The sequence below is a fragment of the Gordonia amicalis genome (assembly GCF_022059885.1).
GTDB lineage: Bacteria > Actinomycetota > Actinomycetes > Mycobacteriales > Mycobacteriaceae > Gordonia > Gordonia amicalis.
Genome location: NZ_CP091855.1, coordinates 3293277 through 3316229, shown reverse-complemented (window position 1 = coordinate 3316229; position 22953 = coordinate 3293277). Strand labels below are relative to the sequence as shown.

Here is a 22953-nt window from a genome sequence, read left to right as displayed (position 1 = left end):
GATCTCGGCGGATTCCTTCGAGGTGGTACCAGAGTGCGCGCCGGCGTCGACCTGAGCCTGCACGGCCCAACGACGCACCGTCTCCTGACCGACACCGACTTGCTTGGCGATCGCCTCGGCAGCAGCGGTCAACGACGAGTACTCGCCGCCGTGTGTCTCCAGCAACCTCAAGGCCCTCGAACGGACCTCCGGATCGGTCCTCTTAGGCATATGCTCATCCTTCCTGACTCAGAAGGAAGCGTCATCAAACCTGGGGTGATTCAATCCGCGACTTCGTACCCTGATGGATCAGAGAACCGGGACGGGTTGGCATCAGATGCTGTGGATGCCGCCATCCCAAACGTATCTACGTCCGCAAGGGCCGTACGCCAGTTTTCAGGCCCAGACAATGACGAAGAAGCTGGTCTTCTCACCCTGGTCAGCAACTCCCACATCCGTGGCCTCGCTGCTGAGCTTCGAGGCGAGCCGCAACATCGCAGCGACTCAGTCAGCAAGTCAGACCAAAGTCAGTCCAAGTAGTGAGAATGTCTCCCAGCGCCTGCAATTCCGGCGGACAAGCGGGGACTTGTCGGCAATGACCTCGTTCATGTTGTTCTTTCCGCTACCAGACCTCGCCGATCAGGCCGACCCGCTCAGTGCGGCTGCGACAGCTGGGACTCCTGTGGACCGAGACGCGACGGAGAGAAGTATCGCTCAACGACTGGATGACCTTTTGCCCGATGGACGCCAGGAGTCCGCCGCGGCGGAAGCACTCTCACTGCTATGGCAGTGCCGTTGACGATGAGCGACAACACGCTCGACGATGCCCTGTCCGCCACGGATGACGCTGACCCCGACCCAGGCGATGGCCGGCCGGATCGCTGACCCCGACGATCCGGACGCTGTCAGTCACGCCGACCTGACGTCGGCGCTGGATGAATATGTATCGCAGGCGGCTTCGGTCCACCGTTCGGCCGGCGAACTCGATCTGACGACCATCCCCGTCGATCTCGCACTGCACACTGCCGGATTGGCTATGCACTCACCCGCAGATTGCGCATGGCGCGCCTTGGGCCAGCTGTCAGTGGACACATCGCGGGTTTCAGCAGGAGCACGCTGGCGGGCCGCGGCTGTCATCGCATCGGGACTTAGGACGCTGTTCAACCGGTGGGAAGCATCGGTGATCCTCGATGATTGAATCGCCCCGGGGTTGTCGGAGGCTCTCGAACCTGTGAAGGATGGAGAGCATGGCAGCACCACGGAAGTACAGCGTTGAGCTGAAGGAGCGGGCGACGCGGATGGCGATGGAAGCCCGCCGGGACCCGGCTACGCGGCCGGGAGCGCTCAAACGCATCGGCGACCAACTCGGCGTGCACCCGGAGGCGCTGCGCACCTGGGTCAAACAGGCCGAGATCGATGGCGGGGTGCGACCGGGCACCACGACCGGCGAGGCTGAGCGAATCGCGCAACTGGAGCGGGAGAACCGTGAGCTGCGACGGGCGAACACCATCTTGAAGCAGGCCTCGGCTTTCTTTGCGGCGGAGATCGACCGCCCACAGCGCTGATCGTGGAGTTCGTCGCCGCTTCCCGTGACGAACACGGAGTCGATCCGATCTGTGCGGCCCTACGCGACACGGCCGCCCAGATCGCTCCGTCCACAGTCCGAGCCCATCTGAGCTCTCGACGAATCGAGGCGCCACGAGTGGTCCGCGACCGCGAGATCCTCGGCGAGATCCGCACCGTGCATGCCGACAACCTCGGCGTCTACGGTGCCCGCAAAGTTCATGCCGAACTGCGCAGGAAGGGTGTCGGCGTGGCACGGTGCACCGTTGAACGATTGATGAAAGCTGATGGGCTGCACGGGATACCGCGGCTGAAGACGCGGAAGACCACTCGCAGCGAGGGGGCCGAAACTCCGCGGCCGGCCGATCGGGTGAAACGCCAGTTCACCGCGGCGGCGCCCAACGCGCTGTGGGTGGCCGACCTGACCTACATCCGTACCCACTCGGGTTGGGTGTATGCCGCATTCATCCTCGACGTCTTCTCAAGGATGGTCGTGGGCTGGCAGGTCTCGACCACCATGCACACCAGCCTTGCCCTTGATGCCCTGGACATGGGATTGTGGGCGCGTTCGCGTGCCGGCCAGGAGGTGGCCGGCCTTATCCACCACTCCGACCGCGGCGTGCAGTATCGAGCCATCCGCTACACCGAACGTCTCGCCGAGGCCGAAGCGGTGACTTCGGTTGGCTCCAAGGGTGATTCGTACGACAATGCGATGGCCGAGGCATTCAACTCGTTGTTCAAAGCCGAGTGCATCCGGAACCCGGTGATGCGTCCTCGAGGTGGCTGGAGTGGTGTCGGCGAGGTTGAGATCGCTGTCGCCGAGTACATCGATTGGTTCAATCACCGCCGCCTGCACGGCGAGATCGGACACGTCCCGCCGGTCGAGTACGAGACCGCCTACTGGTCGACCCACCCGGTCACCAGCTACCGTGAGAACCCGGTCCCGGCAACCGCTGGAACCAACTAACCGAGCCTCCAGCAAACCCGGGGCGATTCAGGGCATCAAACTGGCCGTTGGCACTCGCCGAGGTTATCCACGCTGAAGTGCGTGTTCCGGCTACCAGGAATAGCGGCCCTGGTACTCCGGGATCCGGAATTCGAAGTCGCTGCTGAATACCTTCAAGAGCTCGAGTTCATGCGCGGTCAACTGTGCCGTACTGGTTAGCAAGTTCTCTCCCGGGCCGAGGTTCTCATGCGTCCGTTGGTTGGACTGTGATCTTGCCACGTTCTGAACCCTTGGCGGTTGACTACGAGCTGCTTTCGGCCGTGCGCACCACAGCGACGATCTGTCCGCAGATATCGTCTGGGTCTTCGTGCTCCCAGAACCGCAGGACTTGCCACCCGAGGTCGCGCAGCGCGTCCGAGTGACGGCGGTCCCGTTCGATGTTGCTCGCAAGCTTCGCGCGCCACCAGGCTGCGTTGTTCTTTGGCTGTGTCGCGTGCAATGGGCACCCGTGCCAGAAGCATCCGTCAATGAAGACCACGACCTTCCGGCGCGTGAACACTATGTCGCCGCGGCAACGGATCGAGAGAAATTGTCAAGACCTGTGGATCGGGGTGTTTCAGGCGACCTCCGTTCCGGTGCGCTCGTCACCGTTTGAAGGCGGTTGCGGTGGGGTGATGTCGGTGGGCCGTTCGAGCAGTTTGCCTTTGTGGAAGACCGCGCCGGCACGGACCAGGGCGACCAGATGCGGGGCGTTGACGGCCCGCCAGCGGGCTTGTGCGGCGTCTATCAGCTTGTAGGCCATGGCAATCCCGGCCGCGCGTGATCCAGGCCCCTTGGTGACCTTGGTCCGAAGTCGCACCGTGGCGAAAGTGCTTTCGATCGGGTTGGTCGTGCGCAGGTGAATCCAATGCTCGGCCGGGTACTTGTAGAACTCAAGCAGGGTGTCAAGGTCGTCGGTGATCTTGGCGACGGCCTTGGGGTATTTGGCGCCGAAGTCGACCTCGAATGCCTTGACCGCGACCTGTGCCTTGTCGATGTCCTCGGCGTTGTAGATATCCTTGATCGCCGCCAACGCCGACGGATGTGCCGACTTAGGCAGTGCGGCAAGGACATTGGCCTGCTTGTGAAACCAGCACCGCTGCTCACGGGTCGCTGGGAACACTTCGCGGACCGCCTTCCAGAACCCGAGGGCGCCATCGCCCACGGCCAGCACCGGGGCAGTCATCCCGCGGCGTTTGCAGTCGCGTAGCAGGTCGGCCCACGACTCGGTGGACTCCCGATACCCGTCGGTGATCGCCACCAGCTCCTTGCGGCCATCAGTACGCACGCCAATCATCACCAGCAGGCACAGTTTGGTCTGCTCCAGGCGCACCTTGAGGTGGATGCCGTCGACCCACAGGTAGACGTAGTCGGTACCGGACAGATCACGGCGCCCGAACGCCGCGGCTTCGTCCTGCCACTGCGCGGTCAGCCGGGTGATCGTCGAGGCCGACAACCCCGCACCCGAGCCGAGGAACTGCTCCAACGCCGCAGTGAAGTCGCCGCTGGACAGCCCATGCAGGTACAGCAGCGGCAACACCTCACTCATCTGCGGAGACTTACGTGCCCACGCCGGCAGGATCGCCGAGGAAAACCGCTGCCGCACACCGGTATCGGGGTCCACGCGGCGGTCGTTGACCCGCGGCGCCTTCACCTTGACCGCGCCGGCCGCGGTCAGCACCTCACGCGGCTGGTGGTAGCCGTTGCGGACCACCAACCGATGGCCGTCCTCATCGAGCTGGTCGGCGAACTGGGCCACGTAGGCGGCGACCTCGGCTTTGAGTGCTGCAGCCAGCATCTGCCGGGCGCCGTCGCGGACGATCTCGTCCAATAACGACCGACCGGCACCGCCGGTGCTTTCAGTGGCCTCGGTGGCATCGTGAACTACGGTGAGCATGGGCGTACCTTCCCGAACCAGCGCGCCAACGCCGGCTCATGATCGGACCTTCGGATATTCAGATCATCCTCGGGAAGGTGCGCCCACTTTCAACGCCCCCTCACCGAGGGTCATCCACAGGTTCTGATCATTGCTCACGGATCGATCGATCTGGTCGGTAGTCCACTCGGTATCGATGACCAGCCGCATGGAGCCGGCGGCGCACCTGAAGCTCTACCTGGGTGTCGCGACGAGCCTGTCGTGACATGCGCTGTCGCGTGACCTCATCGAGCGGCTTTGGATTCATCTCGGGTTAGACCTAGCGGGGGCGCCCGACGGTGACTCAGAAGTCAACCAGCGCTCCTTGCTGGTACAACGTCTCCAACTGGCGAACAAGGCCACCAGCTACTTCGGGGTCGCGACTGAGAAGTCCACACTCGAGGTTGACCCTGGCCGCAGAATCCGAGAAATTCGCGCTGGTAACCAGTGCTGAATTTCCATCTATGACTACGAGTTTCGCGTGTTGAAGCGGTGTCCAGGAGCCGGCCGGCTCTGGCGCATATGCCCACATTCGAGCACCTGCGAGGGCCTTCGGTACGGCACCGCCGTTCTTCTCCTGCATACCCCGGTCTAGGACGATCGTGACCGAGACGCCGCGGTCGATCGCGTTCGTCAGTGCCTGAACGTATTCGGCTTTGCTCGATGCGGAATAGGTAGCGGCATAGACCGATCGTTCTGCTCGGTTGATCATGTCGGCAACCGCGAGAGTCGTTCTCCCCTCGATCCCTGGAACATTCGGCGTTGTCCAGACAGGTTCTGGGCAAGTGGTGCGGGGGACTGCCGCGATGCCGTCCAACACGGCTGCGGCAAGATCGGCTCCTCCTACCGTCGCGATGAGGTCTGAGAGGAGGAGTTTGACCTCGGCGCGGTGGAGGGGGAACGCCCTCTGAGCGGCCAAGTGGGGCAGGTGGCGCTGTCGAAGCGCTGCAGCGACGGCACTCGCCTCATCACGTCCCAGCAGCGCTCCCAGACGTGAAGCTGCAGACATTTTGTCAACCCCCATGGATAGGGGTCAGCAGGCCCGGCGTCGCAACGTCCTTGTCTACGAGCAGGCCGAGCAGGAGTCTCCGGTCAAGGAAGCGGTTGGTCCGTTCGCAACTGGTTTCGCTGACGAAAAGACAGAAGTGGCACGCTGCACCGTGAAGGAAGTCCTCCTTCCCCTGTGGGCGTCTGTGCGAGCAGACGGGGTCGCTGGAACAACGACCCCCACGGCGGATCGCCTCATGCACCAACGGGCCAAGCCTTTCTGGTCGCGAGAGGTCGACGAGGCCACCCAGTGTGCCTTCGCTGTCGGACGCGGTCGTGGTGATCAACAGCCCAGCAGCGGCAGGCCTGTCGCCGTCTCGCCTCCAGGCGTAGATGCGTTCGGTCAGACTTGCCGAGCCGTACCCGCTCGACATCGCCGCCTCCCGGATGAGCAAGTGCGACAGGGTGTGGATGGCCCAGTATCTCGGCGCCGGAAAGCGGGAGTCGGGATCGATCGTTGTGTCGGCGGTCTTGCTGGTGCGGCGGTTGAAGTTCAGCGCGTGCGCCTGGCGGAATGTCTCCCAGATTGGGAGGCCCAAAATCTTCTCCTCCCACTCGCCGACGGCTTCTTCATCGAACTGGAGGAAGAATCCCTCGCCGCGGTCCTCCGTCGCAGGAACCCAATTTGGTCGACCTCGTTTGTTCAAGGGCGCGACGCGGCTCTTGCTGTCGTCGATTCGGTCGAGGGCGTCAATCCGGGTGAAACCAACGAATGCGTTGACTTTCTTCAGCTTCTCCACTGCGACGACTTCTGTGACGATCGGTTGGAGTGTGTCGGGAACGTTGCGTCGGACGGCTCGAAAATCGGCTGCGCCGCTGTGCTTGGTGTATTTCACCCTGTCAGTCAGGACTAACCATTCGGGTAGCAAAATGTCGGTGGGGTCTGTACTGGCCGGAGCCTGCACACCTGAGCTGCCGCCACTCTTGATCACTGTTAACGCGTCCCAGAGGGCGTCGTCGGAAATGCTATCGAATATGTCGGTCTGAGCGACGTTGCCGGCGAGTAAGCGGAAAGCCTGCAAGGAATCTCGACTCGTAGCCGCCGCGATGATGTTGGGAGGGAGTGCCTGTAGGTGTGGAACCACGTCGTCGGCGGATGCCGACTCCTCGCGAGGCAATGCCAACAGGCCGACTGTGGAAGCAAACCACTGGTTGGCGGCACCGAGCATCATCAGCTTGCCGGGCTGATCGCACTTGTAGAAGGCATCCAGGTGCGGATGCCGGCCACGGCAGCGCGGCAGCTTCTCGGACGCCTTGGGTCCGGTTGCTTCGAGCATGCCGCGTCGCGCATCGCACGAAAGGCAGATGATCTGCACGTCCGGACCGATGTTGCTCTTCCACTCGCGCATACGTAGCTGCGGAATCCTGGCCTTGGGGCACTCCTGGCCTCGGTGTACCCAGGCGACATACGGAAATTCGTCGAGGTGCCCATTAATGCAAGCGATCAGGTAGCGCGCCGGAACTGCAGTTTGAGGACGTCCCTTTCGGCTCTTCGACTTCTTGGCGTCCGCATCCCATCCCTTGCAATTCTCGTGAACGAACTGTGCCTGATCCGGCCGGTACTTCAGTACATTCCTGAACTCGAACACTTGGTGGTTGACGGGAGCGACTCGGTTGCAGCCCGTGCAGCGGAGCCACTGAGGAAACACTCGCGCGGGGATGCCCAGATCGACGGCATCGTCGCCAGCGCCACCGGGCATCTCCGGTGCCCAAGGAGCTTTGCGGAGCTGATCGACCTGGTCTCCGAGATAGGCGCGGACGAGGTCCAACAGCCGTGGCTCGACGATGACGTCGGCTCCACCTGGGCGACGGTCGTAGTAGCGCTGCCATCCGTCCAGCCCGTGCGGCATCACAGACAGATGCGGCAGATCGACGGTCGCACCAATGCCGGACGTATAGAGCAGGGCCGACGGCCGAAGGGAGCCGACCTTGCTGCGGTTCTTCGTGACTTTAGCCTCGATATCGGCGATCGGGTCGAGATCCTTGGTGCCGACGCTGACGGGTTGGTTTCCGTCTTCGTGGAGATCAGGGGATGTAGTGTTCTCGGTCATTTCTCGCCCTCCTCGGGGAAGGTCCAGGAGGGTGCGCCCACCGGATCTTTGAATGCGAGATTCTGCGGAGCTGGGCTCACCAGCAGGTTGAATTCTGGCTGCACCTCGCGCATGGAGTTGGCTACGACGAAAATCCGGTCGGCCGGCGAGGGGACTGTCGTTTCTGGGCTGATCAACAGTGGCCACTCGACGTGGTCCTTGCGCCGCCGCTCGTACACGAGTGCACTTTGGTATTCCTGAGCTTTGGCGTACCAGCGATCAACGCGTTGGCGAAGCTTCTGCCGCAGGTGTTCGACAGTCGATGGGTCCGGCGCTGCGGGTGTCGCCCGTGCAACGATTCGGTCGACGAGGGCATGTGCTGTGGGCATCTTGCTCGAGATCTCGCCGGCCCCGGGCTCAGGCGACAGCGAGTCGCTGGTTCCCTCGTCAGTGACGCGGAGGGCACTGACGAGCATGCCCATGAGTCCCCGTTCCATAGCAGTGTCGGAGTATGGCGTGACGCTGAGCGCCTCGACCTGCGCGTAGAAGGTTTCGTGGTAGTGACGGAAGGATTCGAAGTGCGACATGTCGCGAGGGCGAGACCAGTTCGCCAGTGACACAACCAAACCGGGCTTGCGGGCGTCGCGGCCGACGCGGGACGACGCCTGGATGTATTCCGCGGTGTTCTTCGGCTGGCCAACCACTAGCATCAGGCCCAAACGGGGCACATCCACACCGACTTGCAGCATCGACGTCGCTAGCACGACGTCGTAGGGACGCTGTGGCGATTTGGGGGCCGGCTTCTTCTCCGCCTCCGCCGCTGCCCATGCTTTGCCGTACGCGGCCTTACCGCGGGAGGTCCACCTCGGAACGGGTGCCCCGCCGGGCGCTGGGGTCCAGGTCGACGTGAACGGCAGGGCGAGCCGGTCGAGGGTCCTCGAGATCTCCTCCGAGGAGATTCGCGCGGTCAGCTCCCCGATCTCGAGCCGCGCCCAGTCAGTGGTGCGGCGGGGAAACGGCTCGGTGTTACCTGTGACGCGAGTGGTCACGTCGTCGTCGAGGTAGCGCCGCATGCCGGCCAGCTCCCGGGTGGCGGAGAAGTAGTCGACGGTGGTCATGTACGGGTCCGCTGCCGCGCCGTGCTCGTCCAGGAGTTTCTGACCAGCGAGTAGGAGGACTTCGGACATTCGGATCTCTGCGAGGGTCAGTCGAATGCCGTGGGCGCAGACTCCGAGGTACTTGCGGCCGGGACTCTCATCCGACAACGGCTTCTCGCGTGAGAAGAAGGTGTCGCGAACATCGAGGACCTGTGGTGGAAAGACTGCGACGCCCCGGCCGTAGAGCGCAGTCACCTGGTTCAGCGCGTTGCGGACGGTCGCGGTGGAAGCCACGACGAGCGGCCGAACGGTGGTCCCGTCCGTGTCATACGACGAGAGCACGTCGATAGCGTTCTCGAAGACGCCGACTGCGGTTCCGAGCGCACCGGTAATCAGATGAAGCTCGTCCTGGATGATCAGGTCGGGTGGGCGGAGGCGTGTCACCTTGGCTATCTGGACGGCAGGGTAGGTGACTCCACCCTCGTTCCTCTGAGTGTGGGACTTGCCTTTGCAGGCGCCCCGTGAATCAGGGTGTCGGTAACCGTGCCGTGGGCACCGAGCGGACACGTAGCCGAAGAGGCTGGCGGCCTCGCCTTCGCGTGCGAGGCGTGCGAACTTGTCGACGGTGGCAAGCAGGAAGGTCGGCGGGTTGCGGTAGAGCTCGTCGTCGACGGTGGTGATCGGCAGAGCGCCGGCTCCGCCATCGATCGAGAACGGGCAGGTATCCGTGCGGTCTCCACAATGAACTTCGATCCGCTCGGTGGCACTCACCGTCTGGAGATCACGCTTGGGATCGATCTTGGAGCCGCACCAAGGGCAGCGCTGTAGTTGCAGGACGGTCAGGCCGTGTGTCTTGCCCGGGTCCTGGCGGGCGGTCTCGACCTGCCGCTTGGCTTCGTCGTAACGCTTGGGGCTCACCGCGGAGCCGACCCACAGTCCAATGCTGAACGGACGCTCGCCCCACTTCGCTACGTCGCCTTGCCGGATCAGCTCGGCAGCACAGACGAGGGCGGCAGCTCGCTGGAACTGCTGGGAGGTGAGGAGGCGAAGGGTGTAGCGCATGAGTACAGCTACGCCGTCGCCGCCGTCGAGTGGTCCATCGTCGGTGCTGATCACGCCTTGGATGCGACGGATCGCGAAGGTGAATGCAGCCAAACCGAGGTAAGCCTCGGTCTTGCCGCCACCAGTCGGGAAGAAGAGAAGCTCGACATTGGCGGCCGCACCGCTGCGCGACTCGTCTTTCGGATCGATTAGTGCCGGAAGTTGGAGCAGGATGAACGCCAGCTGAAACGGCCTCCATGAGGCGGCCTCGTCGCCCTTCGTCTCCACTTCGACGAGAGCATCGGCAATCGACAGATCGCTGCGTTCCGAGCGCTTGCCGGCCAATTGCGACCGGATACGCTGATCCCGCATCGCTCGGTTCATAAACCGGAATGCATCGAGCGCGTCGCTGTTCTCCCTCAACAGCCGCAGCCCCGTTTGGAGACGGCTGACGACGAGTCCCGCCTCCGCAATGGCCTCATCGGCAGTTGCCTGGAGATGGGCGGGCAGCTTGGCGGCGAGCGCTTCCTGCTCGGTGAGCCAGGTGCGGTATCCATCCACAAGTGGCAAGAACGCGTTGTCGACGCCTCCGGGTTCCAGGTCTGCGAGCAGCCGCATCGACGTGATGGCAGCGCCCGCTTCACCTGCGACAGTTTGGGGAACTTCTGCTGTCGGAAGCCATGTGGTCTCGACTGAAGTCGCACGGCGTGACTCGTCATCGGCTTCCACCCACGTCACAGACGCTGTCCGGCCGATCGCGAACTCGAGCCGATGCCGGTACTGCAGATCGAGACGACGACGCTCGTCGTCGGTTTCGTCGTAGCCGTCGTCGAGGACATCGCGGGAGGGCAAGAAGACCGGTTCGCCGCTGTTGGCTTCGATGCCTAGCTTGGTCTGGAACAGCCAGTCTCCGGGTGGAGCGTCCATTCCCGTCACGCGGTCGTTGGACAGCGCGAGTTCGACGATCGTGCGATCGCCGTTGGGGAACAGCTCAACCCGCAACGTCACGTCGGCATCGAGCTCGATGGGGGCCAGCGTCACATGGTTGTCGTGCTCGTGGACAGCGACTTCTACGGTCTTCTCGAAGGGGATGCGCCGTGACCACTGCATCTTGCGGCCGTCTTCATTCTCCCGACGGAACGTCTCGTACCGACCCCACGAGACGGACACTGCCAGGACACTACAATCGCGAGGTACCTGGAACCGCAGACCCATCGACGACGGATGTGTCAGCGCGCCCTTTGCTCCCTCGTCTCGGTCCTCCCCATCAGAAGATGAAGCCATGTCCTCGTCCGTAGGCACAGGAACTCCTGGCTGGCCGTTCGAGATTGGGTCGATATCGCTGATTGCCTCCCCGGTCTCTGCAGGATCAGCGCCAGTGGCATTACTTGTTCTGACTCCGAGGGCTGGGTCAACCGTCACTGGTGCGAGGGAGCCGACCATGTATGCCGCTCGCGGGGTGCCCTTGATTTCCTCCTCTGGGCCATTGCGCGGTCCGAGTAGTTCCTGCTGGATCAAGACCAAGAGATCGGCGCGGACGGCGGTAGATGCGCTTGCAGTCATAAGAAGATCGTGCCCTGTCTCTGGTCTGGAACATCCTGTCCCTCGACTCGTGCGCGCTCGTGGTTTAGCTCAAGGAGCCGGTCGAGAATCTCCACACGCGCAGCGGGTGACACGGTCCAGCGCTCCATCTGGCGGTAAGTGTGGAAGCCATGGTCGAGCGGAACGTCGTTCCACCTGTACGCTGCCATGACCGCTGCGTCGATCTCTGTATGAATCGCCCTAAGTCGATCGATGTCGGGGTCATATGCGCACTCTGCGTCATGTACTACGTTGTACAGCGCCGTTAGACCGATATTTCGGCTGAGCATTATCTTGCGTCGTTCCAGGTCGAGGATGGAACCGAGCCGTTCCAACGCATCATTCTCCTCGGGCAGGGGATAGGTTTCGAAGACGTCCGTCGGGGTGTACCGAATATCCTGCTTCATGAACGAACCCCACCGAAGCAGCCACGACATATGAACAGAGGATGAGAGGAGCGCGAGCCCCGCGCGCCCGAGCCCAACAAAGACGACGACGGCGGAACCCATGATGATCCCCTTAGGGAGCAACTGCGGTACTGCGTGGCGGCTAACTGCGGAGATACCGATCGGGAAGTCCGCTCCCTGCAGTGCTGCTGTGAGAGCTGGCCTCGGCCTGTGGAATCGCCACCAAGCATCAGTCTTGAGCTTCCGGTTTACGAGTCGCTGCTCGGCCACCGCAAACACGTCGGAGTAAGAGCGTGCACTCAGGTAATCTCTCTCGCCGAAGAAGATTGCAAACCGCTCGCCTTCTCCATTCGGGCTCGACATGAGGTCTTTACCGTTAACAAAGGGCCGAACGACTTCGGAGTTTCGGGCGTCGGCCGCGAGCAGCCGCTGAGCCTCGTCGCGAGAAATCAGGAATCCAGGATCGCCGAAGTCATAGCCCTTGAACGATATAGCCGAGTTCGAACGAAGGCGCATAGGAAGGCCGCCGACTCGACTTCCAGCTTCGAGGGAGGCGGTGATGGAGGCCACACTAACGCCGTCCAGAGTAGGGCGCGAAGCGATGTGGGTAGCCGGCGTTACCATCCATATCTCGGCGATTCTCGTGGCTGCACCTGTACTAGGCCATGGCTCATTACGGCGTGCCTTCCAGATTCCCACACGTCCAATGATTGGGTCCATTGCGACCTGACGAGTGTCGCCTTCGGAAATGACTTTGGCGGTCACCAGGCCGATCGATCCGAATGTCGACTTGCAGAGGGAAACCGCTCGCCGGAGAAAGTATCCAACCAAATCGCTGTTTCCGGGTTGTCCCTCGGCGACACAGTTTGCGAGCCATTGTCGGAGGTTTGACCCAAGGGCACCTGAGATCTTTTTCCCCACCAGGAACGGGGGGTTTCCGATAATTGCATCGAACCCCCCGTTTTGCACCATGACGTCGGGTACTTCGAGGACCCAGTGAAGCGGGACCCACCGTTCGTAGTCAGTCTCGACAGTTGGGGTCAGTCCAGACCGGTTTCGCGCGGCTAATATGTCGCGATCTGCATCTATTCCCCCTTCGCGGAATGCCTCTTGGACCTGCCATGACAACGCAGAGTATGCGTCGTCAAGATGGCGGCCCGGCTTGCCGCCCAACGGAAGCCCGGCCGCCACAACGCTGTCTGCAATCAGCCGCAGGTCCTCGGTTGCCCTTTGCGCTTGGTCCAGCAGACGCCGCTTCGTACGCGAGGACCGCATCGGGTCATTGTCCCTAACTGGACTGGCGAGTTCATGCCGAAGCCTCGTCGCCGAGTCGATTTTGGCGTCGATGTCGACCAATAACAATTGGTGCATCCTCGTCGGCTCAGGGTAGATATGTGTGTAACGCAGTTCGTCGAGGTCGGTCAGCCCCAGAAGTGAGTTACCGCAGAAAATCTTGTCGTCGACGAACGAGAACGGCTGGCTCTTATCCATGGATACGAGCCAGAGTGAGAGTTTGCACATCTCGACAGCCATGGGGTTGATGTCGGCACCGTAGATGCAGCGGGCGATTACCTCGCGTAGAGCGCGCCGCTTGACCTCGTCAGGATCCGCCAGGTCCGAGTCACTCAACAATTTGTCACACGTCCACGCTTCGACGACGCGCTCCGCGAGATATCGCGCGGCGGCGACGAGGAACGCGCCGGAGCCAGCGGCGATGTCTGCGACCTTGAGGTCCAGGATTTCGGCCGCTGACTTGAGCTTCCAGTCCTTTTCGTCGTTGGTCTGCAGCGGGCCGGGCTCGTAGACGAGCGGTTGGAGAGCGTGTAGTACGACTTCTTCCGCGAGTGACCGGGGCGTGTAATGGGCGCCGGCGTTCTTCCGCGAAGGCGTCTCAATGACGACGAGTCCGCCGACTGGGAAGACGAGGGGAATGTTACGGAGATCGCGCCGAATGACGTTGCCCCATCCGACAAGTGTCTGCAGAAGGTCGGTGTTACCACCGGCAACCGGAGTCAGGAGACGAACTAGCTCCGCGCGTTCGTCGGCGGTGGGTTCCTTGCCTATAAGTTTGGCGAGGGCGGCTGGTGTCTTGCTGGTAGCTGCTGGCTGATGTTCCTTTGTCCAGGCGACCAGGGCAGCGGCAACCTTCTTCGGGTCGCCGCGGTGCTCGTTCCACAGCTCATTGAGTGTACCGAGCGGGATTTCCGGTTCCTCACCGTCTTTGCCGAGGAGGCCTAGAACGATGTCATCGGTCACCTCGCTGCAGGAGTAGCCTAGTAGGCCCTCGTAGATGTACCCGATCTGTTCGACATCGATCTCTCGGAACGAGATTCGACGACGTTCGCCTCCCGTGACGACGGTCTGGACCGACTCGAGTACGTGCATCATGACGCGGTCGGACACCCTTAGGCGCAGTCCGCGTTCGTCCACGGCGTGAAGCCAGGGGAACCGTTCGGGATCGAGAAGTGAGCCGCCGTATGCGGGCATCCGCATCTCGTCGTAGTTGACGCCGCCGTGGAGCGCCGTACTGACGGCGAGAAGTCGATGCCAGGCGTCGTACGTCTCGTCGAGGTGTTCCTCGCCTCCGACGGCCTGTGACTGGAGGTCAGTCAAGAGGTCTTTGATCGCGTATGAATCCCAGTAGAGCTGCTCGGTGGGAAGCATGTCGCGCTCCTCGGCGAAGAGCAGGAACACGATCCGCATCATCACCGTGACGGCGGCCTGGTAGACATCGTCGGGCTTCTCGGTGAGCGGATCAGGATCGCCGTTGCGTGCGGCCTTTAACCGCTCCTCGGAAAAGGCTTGCACCAGGAGCTCGACGGACCTGCGAACCTGGGTGCCGAGCTTCTCGGTGACCGTCTCGGCTTCGAGTTCGCTTCGCTCGAACAGTCTTGTCAGGCGCTGTTCGACGTTCTGCGCGCGGAACCGGCGCTGATTGACCAGCGTGAAGAAGGCGTCCCGTAGTAGTGGTTCTTCGGCCCAGGTTAGGGCATTGAACATGCCGGAGCCTGTTGGCTTTCCGGCTTTGGCCGATACCAGAGCCCACCACTGGCCGTCAGTGGCGATACCGACTTCGACCTTGGCTTTGCGAAGCAGCATTGCCAGTCGATCGACCTCGTTGGCGGGCCAGCCGTCGAGACCCGTTTCCCGCAGTCCTCCGGATGTCGGCTCACAGATCAGCAACACTGCGGCGGTTTCACCGTCGCGGCCAGCGAGGCCTCCGCTGGTGGAAACAGTGACCTGTTCGCCCGGCGACTGGACGCTGACATCGACATTCGTTCGCAGTCCCGCCCATTCAGCGATCTGATTGAGGATGGTGTCGATCCATGCTCGATTGACTTCGGCGTAGGCCGCCTTGGATTCGGGAGTCCGGGGCTCGGCGGTGAATTTGTCAAGAGCTCGCTGCCACCTCGCGAAGGCCTGCCTGAAGGTGAGGAGGCGATCGTCGGTGTCGCCGAGACGGTCTACGCCGTCCTTCCACATGTCCTTCAGTACAGGCAGTGCGAGAAACGGCCCGTCGATGTCGACCTGGCTGAGCCAGTCCGAGTGAAAGTCCTGCTTGCGTGAGTGGGTCTTCGTCATCGCAGTACCAGTCCGTTCTCGATGTCCTTCGGTGCGATCGCGAAGATCACCGCTGCCGGGAACTCCCAGGCGCGAATTTCGTCGTACCGTGTCTCGACCGCTCGAAGTTCGCGGTCGCGCTCGTCTGCCAGCGCGTCGATCCTGCGCCTGATCTCGCGCAGGTCACGTTCGGATTGACGTCGCTCGTCGTCGAAGAGTGCAAGCTGTGGGTCGTCCATTGCCTCTGCCTCTGCAAGGGCGCTACGGAGGGTAGCGCCGAACCGGGCGAAGATTTCGTCGACGCGTGTGCGATCGGCGGTCATGCGTTCGGACAGTTGCCCTTCGACGTCTCGTCGTCGTCGTTCGGCGCGGTCGGCGATGGCCTTCTCCACCCGGGCGCGCACGCCGTGCTCGTTCGTTGAGTTCCAAGCCTCAGCAAGCTGATTCGCGATGTGAGCAGGTACGAGGCCGAGATCCGTAAGGTCGAGCGCAGACTCAAGAAGTTCCTCAGCGCGCAGCTCGCCGACGGCCTGGCGTCGACCGAGGCGCGTGCCTGCCAGGAAGACTTCTTCGTGGAGTCGAAGGCCGGCGCGACCAACCAGCACCAGGCGGGTCACGGCCGCGGCGTACGACTCGTCGAGGTCCGGAACGACCGTTGCGGTGACCCGTTGAAGCGAGCGATCACCGCCCCAGAGCGCGGCGCGCAGTCGGCGGGTGGAGCGCTGGAGCAGCGGTGAACCCAAGTGCATGTAAACGACGTCTGGGTCACCACCCTGCTCCCTAGGTTTGAGCACCGTGGGATCGAAGGCGATTGGTCGCGTATGGTCCGGGTCCAGCCGGGTGTACAGCCCGCGTGTGACCTGCTCCCACGACGAATCGAGATTCGGCAATGCGAACACCGGGACATCGGTGTCCTGGGAGCCTACCTCTACCAGTCGAGGGAGTTGATTGAGCTCGAAGGCGGTCTCGACAACCCGCTGTAGGTTTTCGGCGCGGAGGTGGAGGCGTTGTCGGCTGCGGGCGAGATCCGACTCGAGTCGCGCGAGTTCGGTGTTGAGGATCTTCTCGCCGCCCAGCATGCCAGCGATCGGGTCCGTCTGTGCCCTGGTTTTCACCTTGGTGCGTTTGATGCCCTGCCCGCCGAACTGACGTTGAATGTCGGGGGCGATGATCTCGTTGGCGGAGCCCAGATCCCGCATGATCTGGTCAATCTTGACTGCAACCCGACTGAGGAGATCGACGTCCTTGCTCAAGGCGGTGTCGCCACCAGCTGCCGGAGCAAAGTGTCTGATCTCTGGCGCAATTGACTGACCGTAGCGATCGACACGTCCGATGCGCTGCTCCAAGCGGTTGGGATTGAACGGGATGTCGAAGTTGAATAAACGATGGCAGTGGTTCTGGAGATCGATCCCCTCGCCGGCGGCGTCGGTCGCGAGGAGAATGCGAATTGATGTCTTGGCTGGGCTCTCGTTGAACCGAAGGCGGATGAGTTCACGTGTCTGCGAGTCGGTTCCACCCTCGATCACGTCAATGCGTTCGTCCTCGTAGCCCTGTTGCCTGAAAATGTCGCGAATCCACCGCAGTGTGTCCACATACTCGGTGAAGATCACGAGCCGCTCGTTGTTCCAGTCACCATGTGAGCGAAGCTCGCCCTCGATGTACACGAGCAGCGCAGCGAGTCGGGAGTCTGGTTGCCCCTCGAAGCCGTGGCCCCACTCACTGAGCCACTCGAGGTCCGCGATGTCCTCGTCGGTGAGGTCGGGCAATGAACTCTTCGCGTCGCGAAGCGCCTCAAGCTCCGGCTGGTCGACTTTGCCCTCCTCGAGATCCTCCGCGTCGGCGCCGAGGATCTCGTCGTAATCCAAGTCAAACGCAACGTCTAACCCCTTCGTCCTGGTGTCGAGGTAGACGTCAACGGTTTGCGCGAAGGCAACAGGTGATGAGAAGAACCGCTTTTTCAGAAGGAGTGTTGCCATGTCCTTGGCCGCCCGGCCGGTGCCCGATGCGGATACGGCCTTGTCGCGCCGCTCTGTGAACGCGATCAACCTGTCGTAGGCATCGCACTCCGCCGGGTCCGGCGTGTACCGCAGCGAATCGACCTTTCGGTCCAGGAAGCCCTTGGCTTCTTTCAGATCTCGTTTGAGTCGACGGACCGCCACCTCGTCGAGCGCCACCGGATCGATCTTGTTGCCTCGAACGAAGCGCTGTGGGTCGATCATCTCCAGCAGCGCAGTGAACGATTCGGTGTACCCGTTGTGAGGCGTCGCGCTCAGGAACAGGCGATGTTCCGAGCGTTCCGCCAACTCGCGGACGGCACGTGTACGAAGCGAATCCACGGCGTACCCGCGCCGCTCCAAACCGACGTTGTTTGTCCGAACCGGACTGCTAGGAGCGACATGGTGCGCTTCGTCGACGACCAGAATGTCGAAAGCGAATCGCGTCCCTGATCCGAACGCATCCCTCAGCTGGCGCTGCGCCCGCTGCCCGGGTAACCACGCCATCGAAACGATGATCCGCGGGAACAGCGTGAACGGATTGGCATGAACTCCGTGGGAGCGCCGGACATCTTTCATCGTGTCGGAGTTGACGACGGTAAAGTCGAGGCCGAACTTCTCCTGCATCTCGTCCTGCCACTTGAAGACGAGACCCGCCGGGCAGACCACCACCACCGTGCGTGCGCGATGCCGCAAGAGGAGTTCCTGAATGACGAGGCCGGCCTCGATCGTTTTGCCGAGGCCGACGTCGTCGGCGAGGAGCAGATTGGCGCGTGGACTGGCGAGCGCCCGCTTGAGAGGTGTGAGCTGATACGGCTCGACGTTGGCCCCGCTACGGAACGGCGCTTGGACAGTGCCGTCGTCCGCGCTGGTAATTGCACCCCACCGGAGCGCGTCGATACACGCCGCGAGACGATTCGGGTCGTCGAACCGATCCGGGTCGACCTGCTCGGGGAGTCCGCGGTGAGTATGCGCGCTCCGACCTGGCTCGATCTCCCAGACAACGCGAAGTTCGTGGCCGAGGCGATCCTCGTCGACGCATTGCAGGGTCACTGCATGTTGCAACTGGGCGGTGGAATCATCCGCGCTACTCCTGCTGAGGCCTTGCTGCTGGACGTCCGCGACCGCCCACTTGGCGCCTCGAACGGTTACCAACTGTCCTACTTCTGGAACGCTGTCAAGAACCGTTGTCGTCGTCGCGTCTGTAGCCGAGTCACCCACGACCGGAACTCTAGCCACCCCCAGTGACAGGTCATTGCAAGACGCGGCCAGATGACACGACCGGAGGACACCGCACCTCGCCTCGGCGATCGCAGGCAGCTGGTCGCCCGGTAGCGACGAACCGTTGTGGACGGTGCTCGGTGTCATGATGACTGGCTTTTGTCACAGGTTTCCTCGAGGATGTATCGCATGCGCGCGGCAGGTCTCTTCTCTGGCATCGGTGGTTTTGAACTCGGGTTGTCCCGCGTAGGAGTCACGACTGAGCTTCTCTGCGACAACTGGGCACCGGCTATCGCAGTCCTATCCCAGCGATTCGATGCGGAAGTTGCAGGCGACGTCACCGAACTGAGAAGCCTTCCTTCCGTCGATGTGGTGACCGCAGGTTTCCCCTGTACAGATCTGAGTCAGGTCGGTCGAAAAGCAGGCATTGGCGGTGACGAGTCAGGCCTCGTCCGAGAGGTCTTTCGTCTTGTAGAGCACGCCAAGCCCATGTGGCTGATTCTGGAGAATGTGCCGAACATGCTTACTCTCCATAAGGGAGCGCCAATTCTTGCGATCACCTCGTGGCTTGAGGAGCGTGGTTGGAACTGGGCCTACAGGCTCGTAGATTCGCAGTACTTCGGCGTGCGTCAGCGCAGGCGGCGAGTCTTCCTCGTCGCATCGAGGATCGAAGATCCCCGGCAGGTTCTGTTCGCTGATGAGGCCGGGGTGATCAACGGACCACGTTCTCACAGGGCCTACGGCTTTTACTGGACCGAAGGTAATCGTGGTCTCGGATGGGGCGAGGGGGTCACGCCGACCCTCAAGGGCGGGTCGAAATTGGGAATATCCTCGCCGCCGGCGGTTTGGCGGCCCGCCGGACCCATCGGAGAGGCAATCGTGCGGCCGTCGGTCGAGGCCGGCGAACGCTTACAAGGATTTCGGTCCGGTTGGACGCGCATTGTGCCGAAGGAAGGTACCCGCTGGAAGCTGGTGGGCAATGCAGTGACGGCGCCTGTTGCCTCGTGGATAGGTCAACGCTTGGTTGGGCCTGGCCAGCCGGTCGATGTCCACCGGACGCCACTGGTGCCTGGCGCGCCGTGGCCGTCCGCAGCGGCGTCTGTCAGCGGTGAGTCTGAGGCGTGGAGCCTGTCTGAGCGACCGTTGAGTGTGCGGAACGGCCAGTCCCTCGACAGCCTGCTAACCGATTACGGCGCTGCACCGCTGAGTCTCAATGCGACCAAAGGGTTCGCGAAGCGTTTGGAGGCTAGCACATTACGTCGGCGCCCGGATTTCACCGCAGCGCTTCACGCGCATGTCGATTTCCATTCCAGCCGGTTGGCTACCAATGCGTAGTCGGGCCATCCGCCAGCACGGCTCTGCGATTCCCGCCACTCGGGCCCGGTAATGCGCCGTAACGTTCTGCGTCCGCTAGGCGCGCAAACAGCGGCCTCGGTGGTCGCGATTTCTCGCGATCTCGGTAGCTATGCTCTGAGTCAGTGTCGATTAGTGCCAACGACCTAGACTCCGCGATCAGCCGACTCTCGCGAGGTAAGTGGCCGGGTCTAGATGACAGTGCTGGGTGAGTTTGCCTGGCAGATCAAACACTTTAGGACTGTCGCGAAATTCGAAAACCCGATAGAGGTGGAACCTGGGCGAATCCTCGTTCGAACGAGCCAGTTCATTGCGCGTGACGTAGAAAGGGGTGAACTTGTCGAACGATGTTGTTTTCACCTCGATCAGTTTTTCGGTGCCATCTGCATCAAACGACAGGACGTCGTAGCCGAGCCCATCTCCCTGCGTCTTGGCGACGTGTTCGACCCGCTTACTTAGATCCTTTCGGCCAACGGCGTGGAGCCGGCGCGATTCGAGTTCGGTAACGAATAACTCGCCCGCGAGACCTAGTGATCTGTTCCGTGCTTCTTCTGCGAAGTAATCGCGACGCACCGCGTTGAAAAGCGGACCGGTTTGGATGTCCTTCTTAGGTCTTGCCGAAGGTGCTGGCGCAGTCACCCATACGTCACCTCCGAACGCAATGTCGGTAGCTACGGCGGGCCTCTGAACTGCCGCAGTGAGTGCTTCCTCAAGGGCACGACTGGCACTAAGTTGTTCTTCCACGACTTCGACGAGCATGCGCTGAATGTGCGGCCTGGGCTTGTAGCCGGCGACCGACGGGTAGCCGAGTTCCGTTATTGCTGCACTGATATTGCAGTGCTTGAACTCGACTGACGTGCGTGTGCGGCTGTTGAGTCGCTCCGCTAACTGTGCCGCACGTTCCCGTTTGTTGACCCTCTGTCCGTTCAGTTGGAGGGTAAGTAGATGCAGGTACTCGGCAACGCAGATTTCAACTTCAGACCGAGACCAGTCTCTATCGCCAGCCAAGGTTCCTCCCGTTCGCTCTGCAAGAGTGCTGGAGACGCCTGACCCAGAGGCGTACACGCCGAACTGAATGTAGCCGACGTGTCCGAGCGATGCCCTCAGCGGACCATTGAACAGGTCACCTATGTGATGCCGTGTGCCTGTGCTGCGGTAGCCCGCGTCGTGCTACTCGTCTTCGGGCACGACTACGCTAGCCAGGACCTAGTGAGTCCCGACGCGCAGAACCGCGACCAGAAACTCGGACCGCTCAGTAAACGGCCGAATGTCCCACGCTGCCAGCAATACGTCAGATTCGAACCCAGCGGCCTTCGCATCGTTGAGGAACTCGTCGAACGGATAGTCCCGGCCCGCACCGAACCCGATCACCGCCCGACCGTCGTCGCGCAGATGCGCACGCAACCGACCTAGCACGGTGACGCGCGTACTCGGAGCGAGGAACGTCATGACGTTGCCAGCGGACACAATGATGTCGAACGGCTCGTCGATGCCGCGACTGGGCAGGTCGAGTTCGGCGAGGTCGTTGACCAGCCAGCGCGGTCCGGGATGGTCTTTCTCGGCTGCGGCGACCAGCACGGGATCGACGTCGACGCCAACGACGTCATGACCCACCGTCGCGAGGTATCCGGCGATGCGTCCGGCTCCGCAACCGGCGTCGAGGATGCGGGAACCGCGGGCGGCCATCGCGTCGACGAAGCGGGCCTCACCGACCACGTCCTTTCCCTCGCGCTCCATCGTGCGGAAACGCTCGACGTACCACTGGGAGTGTCCGGGATCGGCGGCGACCTTCTGCATCCAGATGCTCTGTTCGACCATGTCTGGCATTCTCCCAAAGGCGCCGGACCATCCGGTGCAGAGGTCCGGCGCCCTGGGCGTGGATGGTGACAGCGGTTCAGCTCGACGCCGCTCCGAGCGTTGGGAACCGGTGACACAATCGTCCACGCCACGGACGGCGCGGCTGACGAACCTATCCGTCGCCGCGCACGATGTGGGCCTGCAGCGACCTACCGTCGTTGTTCACCCAGCCGTTCTTGTCGGCATACGTGAGCATCGCGCTGAACTGCCCGGCGTCGTAGCTGCCGATGTCGTCAGTCGGTCTGTCAGTGTGACCTCGCGAACGACTGCCACGGGTAGGGAACCGGATCGCGTGCGGTTGCATGCAATGGGACTGCTGTCGCGGCAGTTGTCCAACCTCGCGAAATTGCTTCCCGGGCAACCGCTCCCATCGTGGCGGGAATACCTGTCGCTGCGGCAGATCGAGCTGGCCGAGCTTGTCGCGGATGGGCATACCAACGAAGAGACTGCATCGATCCTCAACCTCAGGTTGAAAACGGTGAAGAAGTACGTGAGCCGGGTGCTCGCGACTACGCGAGTGAGAAACCGGGCCGAGTTGGTGAAGATTGTGTGCGTGGGCAGTAGGTCGACGACAGCGCTCTGGGTACTGCGTCTGATGAGATCTAAGCCGCCAGTTTGACACCGCCTAGGCGACAGGAGCGCGGCGTGGACGGTGTTATTGCAGCGGGGGCTACGACGGAATCCCAGGCAGCGTCGATCGCACGAACTGCTCGACGGTCCTGCAGACATCTACTGTTGATGGCCGATCGAATCCGACGCGGGTGATCGTGGTCACGACGGCTGCATCGCCCGATCGAACTATCTGCGTGCACTCACCTGATGCGATCGATCCGACAAGCACTCGACGGCCGTCGATCTCGATGTCCGGGTACCACGTTGTTCCGGCAGCGTTGAAACGTTTATAGCCATCAAGTCCCTGCGCGGCCGGGGTTAGATTCCCCACGGCTTGCGATAGGGACGACCGACCATCGTCGTTGAACGTCCAACTGCATCCGCGGGCAGTTTGGAAATCTGAGGCAGCTACATCCTCAATAGACTGCGGATCTAGACCGAACTCTCGGATAAGAGCTTCTGAGATCTGTGTGCAGGGTTCGTAGGCGCTACCGTCGTTGTTAGTGCTCCAGCGGTTCGGAAACGGATTCTCGAACGGTAACGTTCGTCCTTCGTCATCAGTCTGTCTAATAGAAGGTGCCGCGACCGACGACTGGGGAACCGACGGCGCAGCAGACGGTTCCCCGTGAGCGGTACACGAGACAAGCGACGCTCCTAGGAGCGCCACCGCTAACACCAAGACTGTGCGGTTCATTTGGCTACGTCGCGAT

14 protein-coding genes, 1 pseudogene and 1 other annotated feature are annotated in these 22953 nt (G+C 62.2%); of the genes and pseudogenes, 4 read left to right on the top strand and 11 right to left on the bottom strand.

All coding sequences use genetic code 11. The features are described from left to right. The first annotated feature begins 820 nt into the window (after positions 1 to 820). Both IHQ52_RS15165 and IHQ52_RS15160 read left to right on the top strand, forming a co-directional pair. Positions 821 to 1177 carry a hypothetical protein gene (locus tag IHQ52_RS15165; protein ID WP_096274040.1) on the top strand — a complete coding sequence of 119 codons (357 nt, stop codon included), beginning with the start codon at positions 821 to 823 and terminating at the stop codon, positions 1175 to 1177. A 49-nt stretch (positions 1178 to 1226) separates the two neighbouring features. Beyond that, a pseudogene (locus IHQ52_RS15160) lies at positions 1227 to 2509 on the top strand (IS3 family transposase). Next, positions 1505 to 1633 (top strand) — a sequence feature (AL1L pseudoknot). Its footprint overlaps the pseudogene before it by 129 nt. 280 nt (positions 2510 to 2789) lie before the next feature. Here the strand turns inward: IHQ52_RS15160 and IHQ52_RS15155 are convergent. From IHQ52_RS15155 to drmD, 7 genes are all read right to left on the bottom strand, one after another. Next, entirely contained in the window at positions 2790 to 3047 is a 258-nt protein-coding gene (locus tag IHQ52_RS15155) for a hypothetical protein (protein ID WP_420871201.1), read from the bottom strand. A 57-nt stretch (positions 3048 to 3104) separates the two neighbouring features. Further along, positions 3105 to 4424, bottom strand: coding sequence for an IS256 family transposase (locus tag IHQ52_RS15150; protein WP_006438912.1), 1320 nt, complete (start codon positions 4422 to 4424; stop codon positions 3105 to 3107). A 322-nt stretch (positions 4425 to 4746) separates the two neighbouring features. Then, positions 4747 to 5451 (bottom strand): DISARM system phospholipase D-like protein DrmC, encoded by a 705-nt coding sequence (drmC, locus tag IHQ52_RS15140; protein WP_051349571.1) that lies wholly within the window; start codon positions 5449 to 5451, stop codon positions 4747 to 4749. A 4-nt stretch (positions 5452 to 5455) separates the two neighbouring features. Continuing rightward, on the bottom strand, positions 5456 to 7540 hold the full coding sequence (drmB, locus tag IHQ52_RS15135; RefSeq protein ID WP_024498001.1) for a DUF1998 domain-containing protein: 2085 nt from the start codon (positions 7538 to 7540) through the stop codon (positions 5456 to 5458). Beyond that, complete coding sequence (gene drmA / locus IHQ52_RS15130) at positions 7537 to 11220, bottom strand: DISARM system helicase DrmA (protein WP_024498000.1); 3684 nt, start codon at positions 11218 to 11220, stop codon at positions 7537 to 7539. The genes drmB and drmA overlap by 4 nt, the downstream gene beginning before the upstream one ends. Next, positions 11217 to 15227 (bottom strand): Eco57I restriction-modification methylase domain-containing protein, encoded by a 4011-nt coding sequence (locus tag IHQ52_RS15125; protein WP_024497999.1) that lies wholly within the window; start codon positions 15225 to 15227, stop codon positions 11217 to 11219. Before IHQ52_RS15125 ends, drmA begins: the two co-directional genes overlap by 4 nt. Beyond that, complete coding sequence (drmD, locus tag IHQ52_RS15120; protein WP_035760302.1) at positions 15224 to 18421, bottom strand: DISARM system SNF2-like helicase DrmD; 3198 nt, start codon at positions 18419 to 18421, stop codon at positions 15224 to 15226. Before drmD ends, IHQ52_RS15125 begins: the two co-directional genes overlap by 4 nt. A 180-nt stretch (positions 18422 to 18601) precedes the next feature. Here drmD and IHQ52_RS15115 point away from each other — a divergent pair, with 180 nt between their 5' ends. After that, positions 18602 to 19756, top strand: coding sequence for a DNA cytosine methyltransferase (locus IHQ52_RS15115; protein WP_081712400.1), 1155 nt, complete (start codon positions 18602 to 18604; stop codon positions 19754 to 19756). A gap of 177 nt (positions 19757 to 19933) precedes the next feature. On the opposite strand, the gene IHQ52_RS15110 is transcribed toward IHQ52_RS15115, so the two are convergent. From IHQ52_RS15110 to IHQ52_RS15100, 3 genes are all read right to left on the bottom strand, one after another. Further along, positions 19934 to 20782 carry a protein NO VEIN domain-containing protein gene (locus IHQ52_RS15110; protein WP_081712402.1) on the bottom strand — a complete coding sequence of 283 codons (849 nt, stop codon included), beginning with the start codon at positions 20780 to 20782 and terminating at the stop codon, positions 19934 to 19936. 198 nt (positions 20783 to 20980) lie between these two features. After that, positions 20981 to 21592 (bottom strand): class I SAM-dependent methyltransferase, encoded by a 612-nt coding sequence (locus IHQ52_RS15105; RefSeq protein WP_024497996.1) that lies wholly within the window; start codon positions 21590 to 21592, stop codon positions 20981 to 20983. 151 nt (positions 21593 to 21743) lie between these two features. Next, positions 21744 to 22064 carry a hypothetical protein gene (locus IHQ52_RS15100; RefSeq protein WP_232513160.1) on the bottom strand — a complete coding sequence of 107 codons (321 nt, stop codon included), beginning with the start codon at positions 22062 to 22064 and terminating at the stop codon, positions 21744 to 21746. Here IHQ52_RS15100 and IHQ52_RS15095 point away from each other — a divergent pair. Then, entirely contained in the window at positions 21960 to 22250 is a 291-nt protein-coding gene (locus IHQ52_RS15095; RefSeq protein ID WP_238064291.1) for a response regulator transcription factor, read from the top strand. The genes IHQ52_RS15100 and IHQ52_RS15095 overlap by 105 nt on opposite strands. Before the next feature lie 51 nt (positions 22251 to 22301). Here IHQ52_RS15095 and IHQ52_RS15090 read toward each other — a convergent pair whose 3' ends face one another. Then, positions 22302 to 22937, bottom strand: coding sequence for a DUF3558 family protein (locus tag IHQ52_RS15090; protein ID WP_081712398.1), 636 nt, complete (start codon positions 22935 to 22937; stop codon positions 22302 to 22304). Positions 22938 to 22953: the final 16 nt, after the last annotated feature.

Excerpts from the sequence above, each read along its gene's own strand:
- IHQ52_RS15125 (WP_024497999.1), bottom strand. The coding sequence starts at position 15,227 with ATGACGAAGACCCACTCACGCAAGCAGGACTTTCACTCGGACTGGCTC.
- drmB (WP_024498001.1), bottom strand. The coding sequence starts at position 7,540 with ATGACCGAGAACACTACATCCCCTGATCTCCACGAAGACGGAAACCAA.
- IHQ52_RS15100 (WP_232513160.1), bottom strand. The coding sequence starts at position 22,064 with ATGCCCATCCGCGACAAGCTCGGCCAGCTCGATCTGCCGCAGCGACAG.
- IHQ52_RS15165 (WP_096274040.1), top strand. The coding sequence starts at position 821 with ATGACGCTGACCCCGACCCAGGCGATGGCCGGCCGGATCGCTGACCCC.
- IHQ52_RS15090 (WP_081712398.1), bottom strand. The coding sequence starts at position 22,937 with ATGAACCGCACAGTCTTGGTGTTAGCGGTGGCGCTCCTAGGAGCGTCG.
- IHQ52_RS15105 (WP_024497996.1), bottom strand. The coding sequence starts at position 21,592 with ATGGTCGAACAGAGCATCTGGATGCAGAAGGTCGCCGCCGATCCCGGA.
- IHQ52_RS15150 (WP_006438912.1), bottom strand. The coding sequence starts at position 4,424 with ATGCTCACCGTAGTTCACGATGCCACCGAGGCCACTGAAAGCACCGGC.
- IHQ52_RS15115 (WP_081712400.1), top strand. The coding sequence starts at position 18,602 with ATGTATCGCATGCGCGCGGCAGGTCTCTTCTCTGGCATCGGTGGTTTT.
- drmC (WP_051349571.1), bottom strand. The coding sequence starts at position 5,451 with ATGTCTGCAGCTTCACGTCTGGGAGCGCTGCTGGGACGTGATGAGGCG.
- drmA (WP_024498000.1), bottom strand. The coding sequence starts at position 11,220 with ATGACTGCAAGCGCATCTACCGCCGTCCGCGCCGATCTCTTGGTCTTG.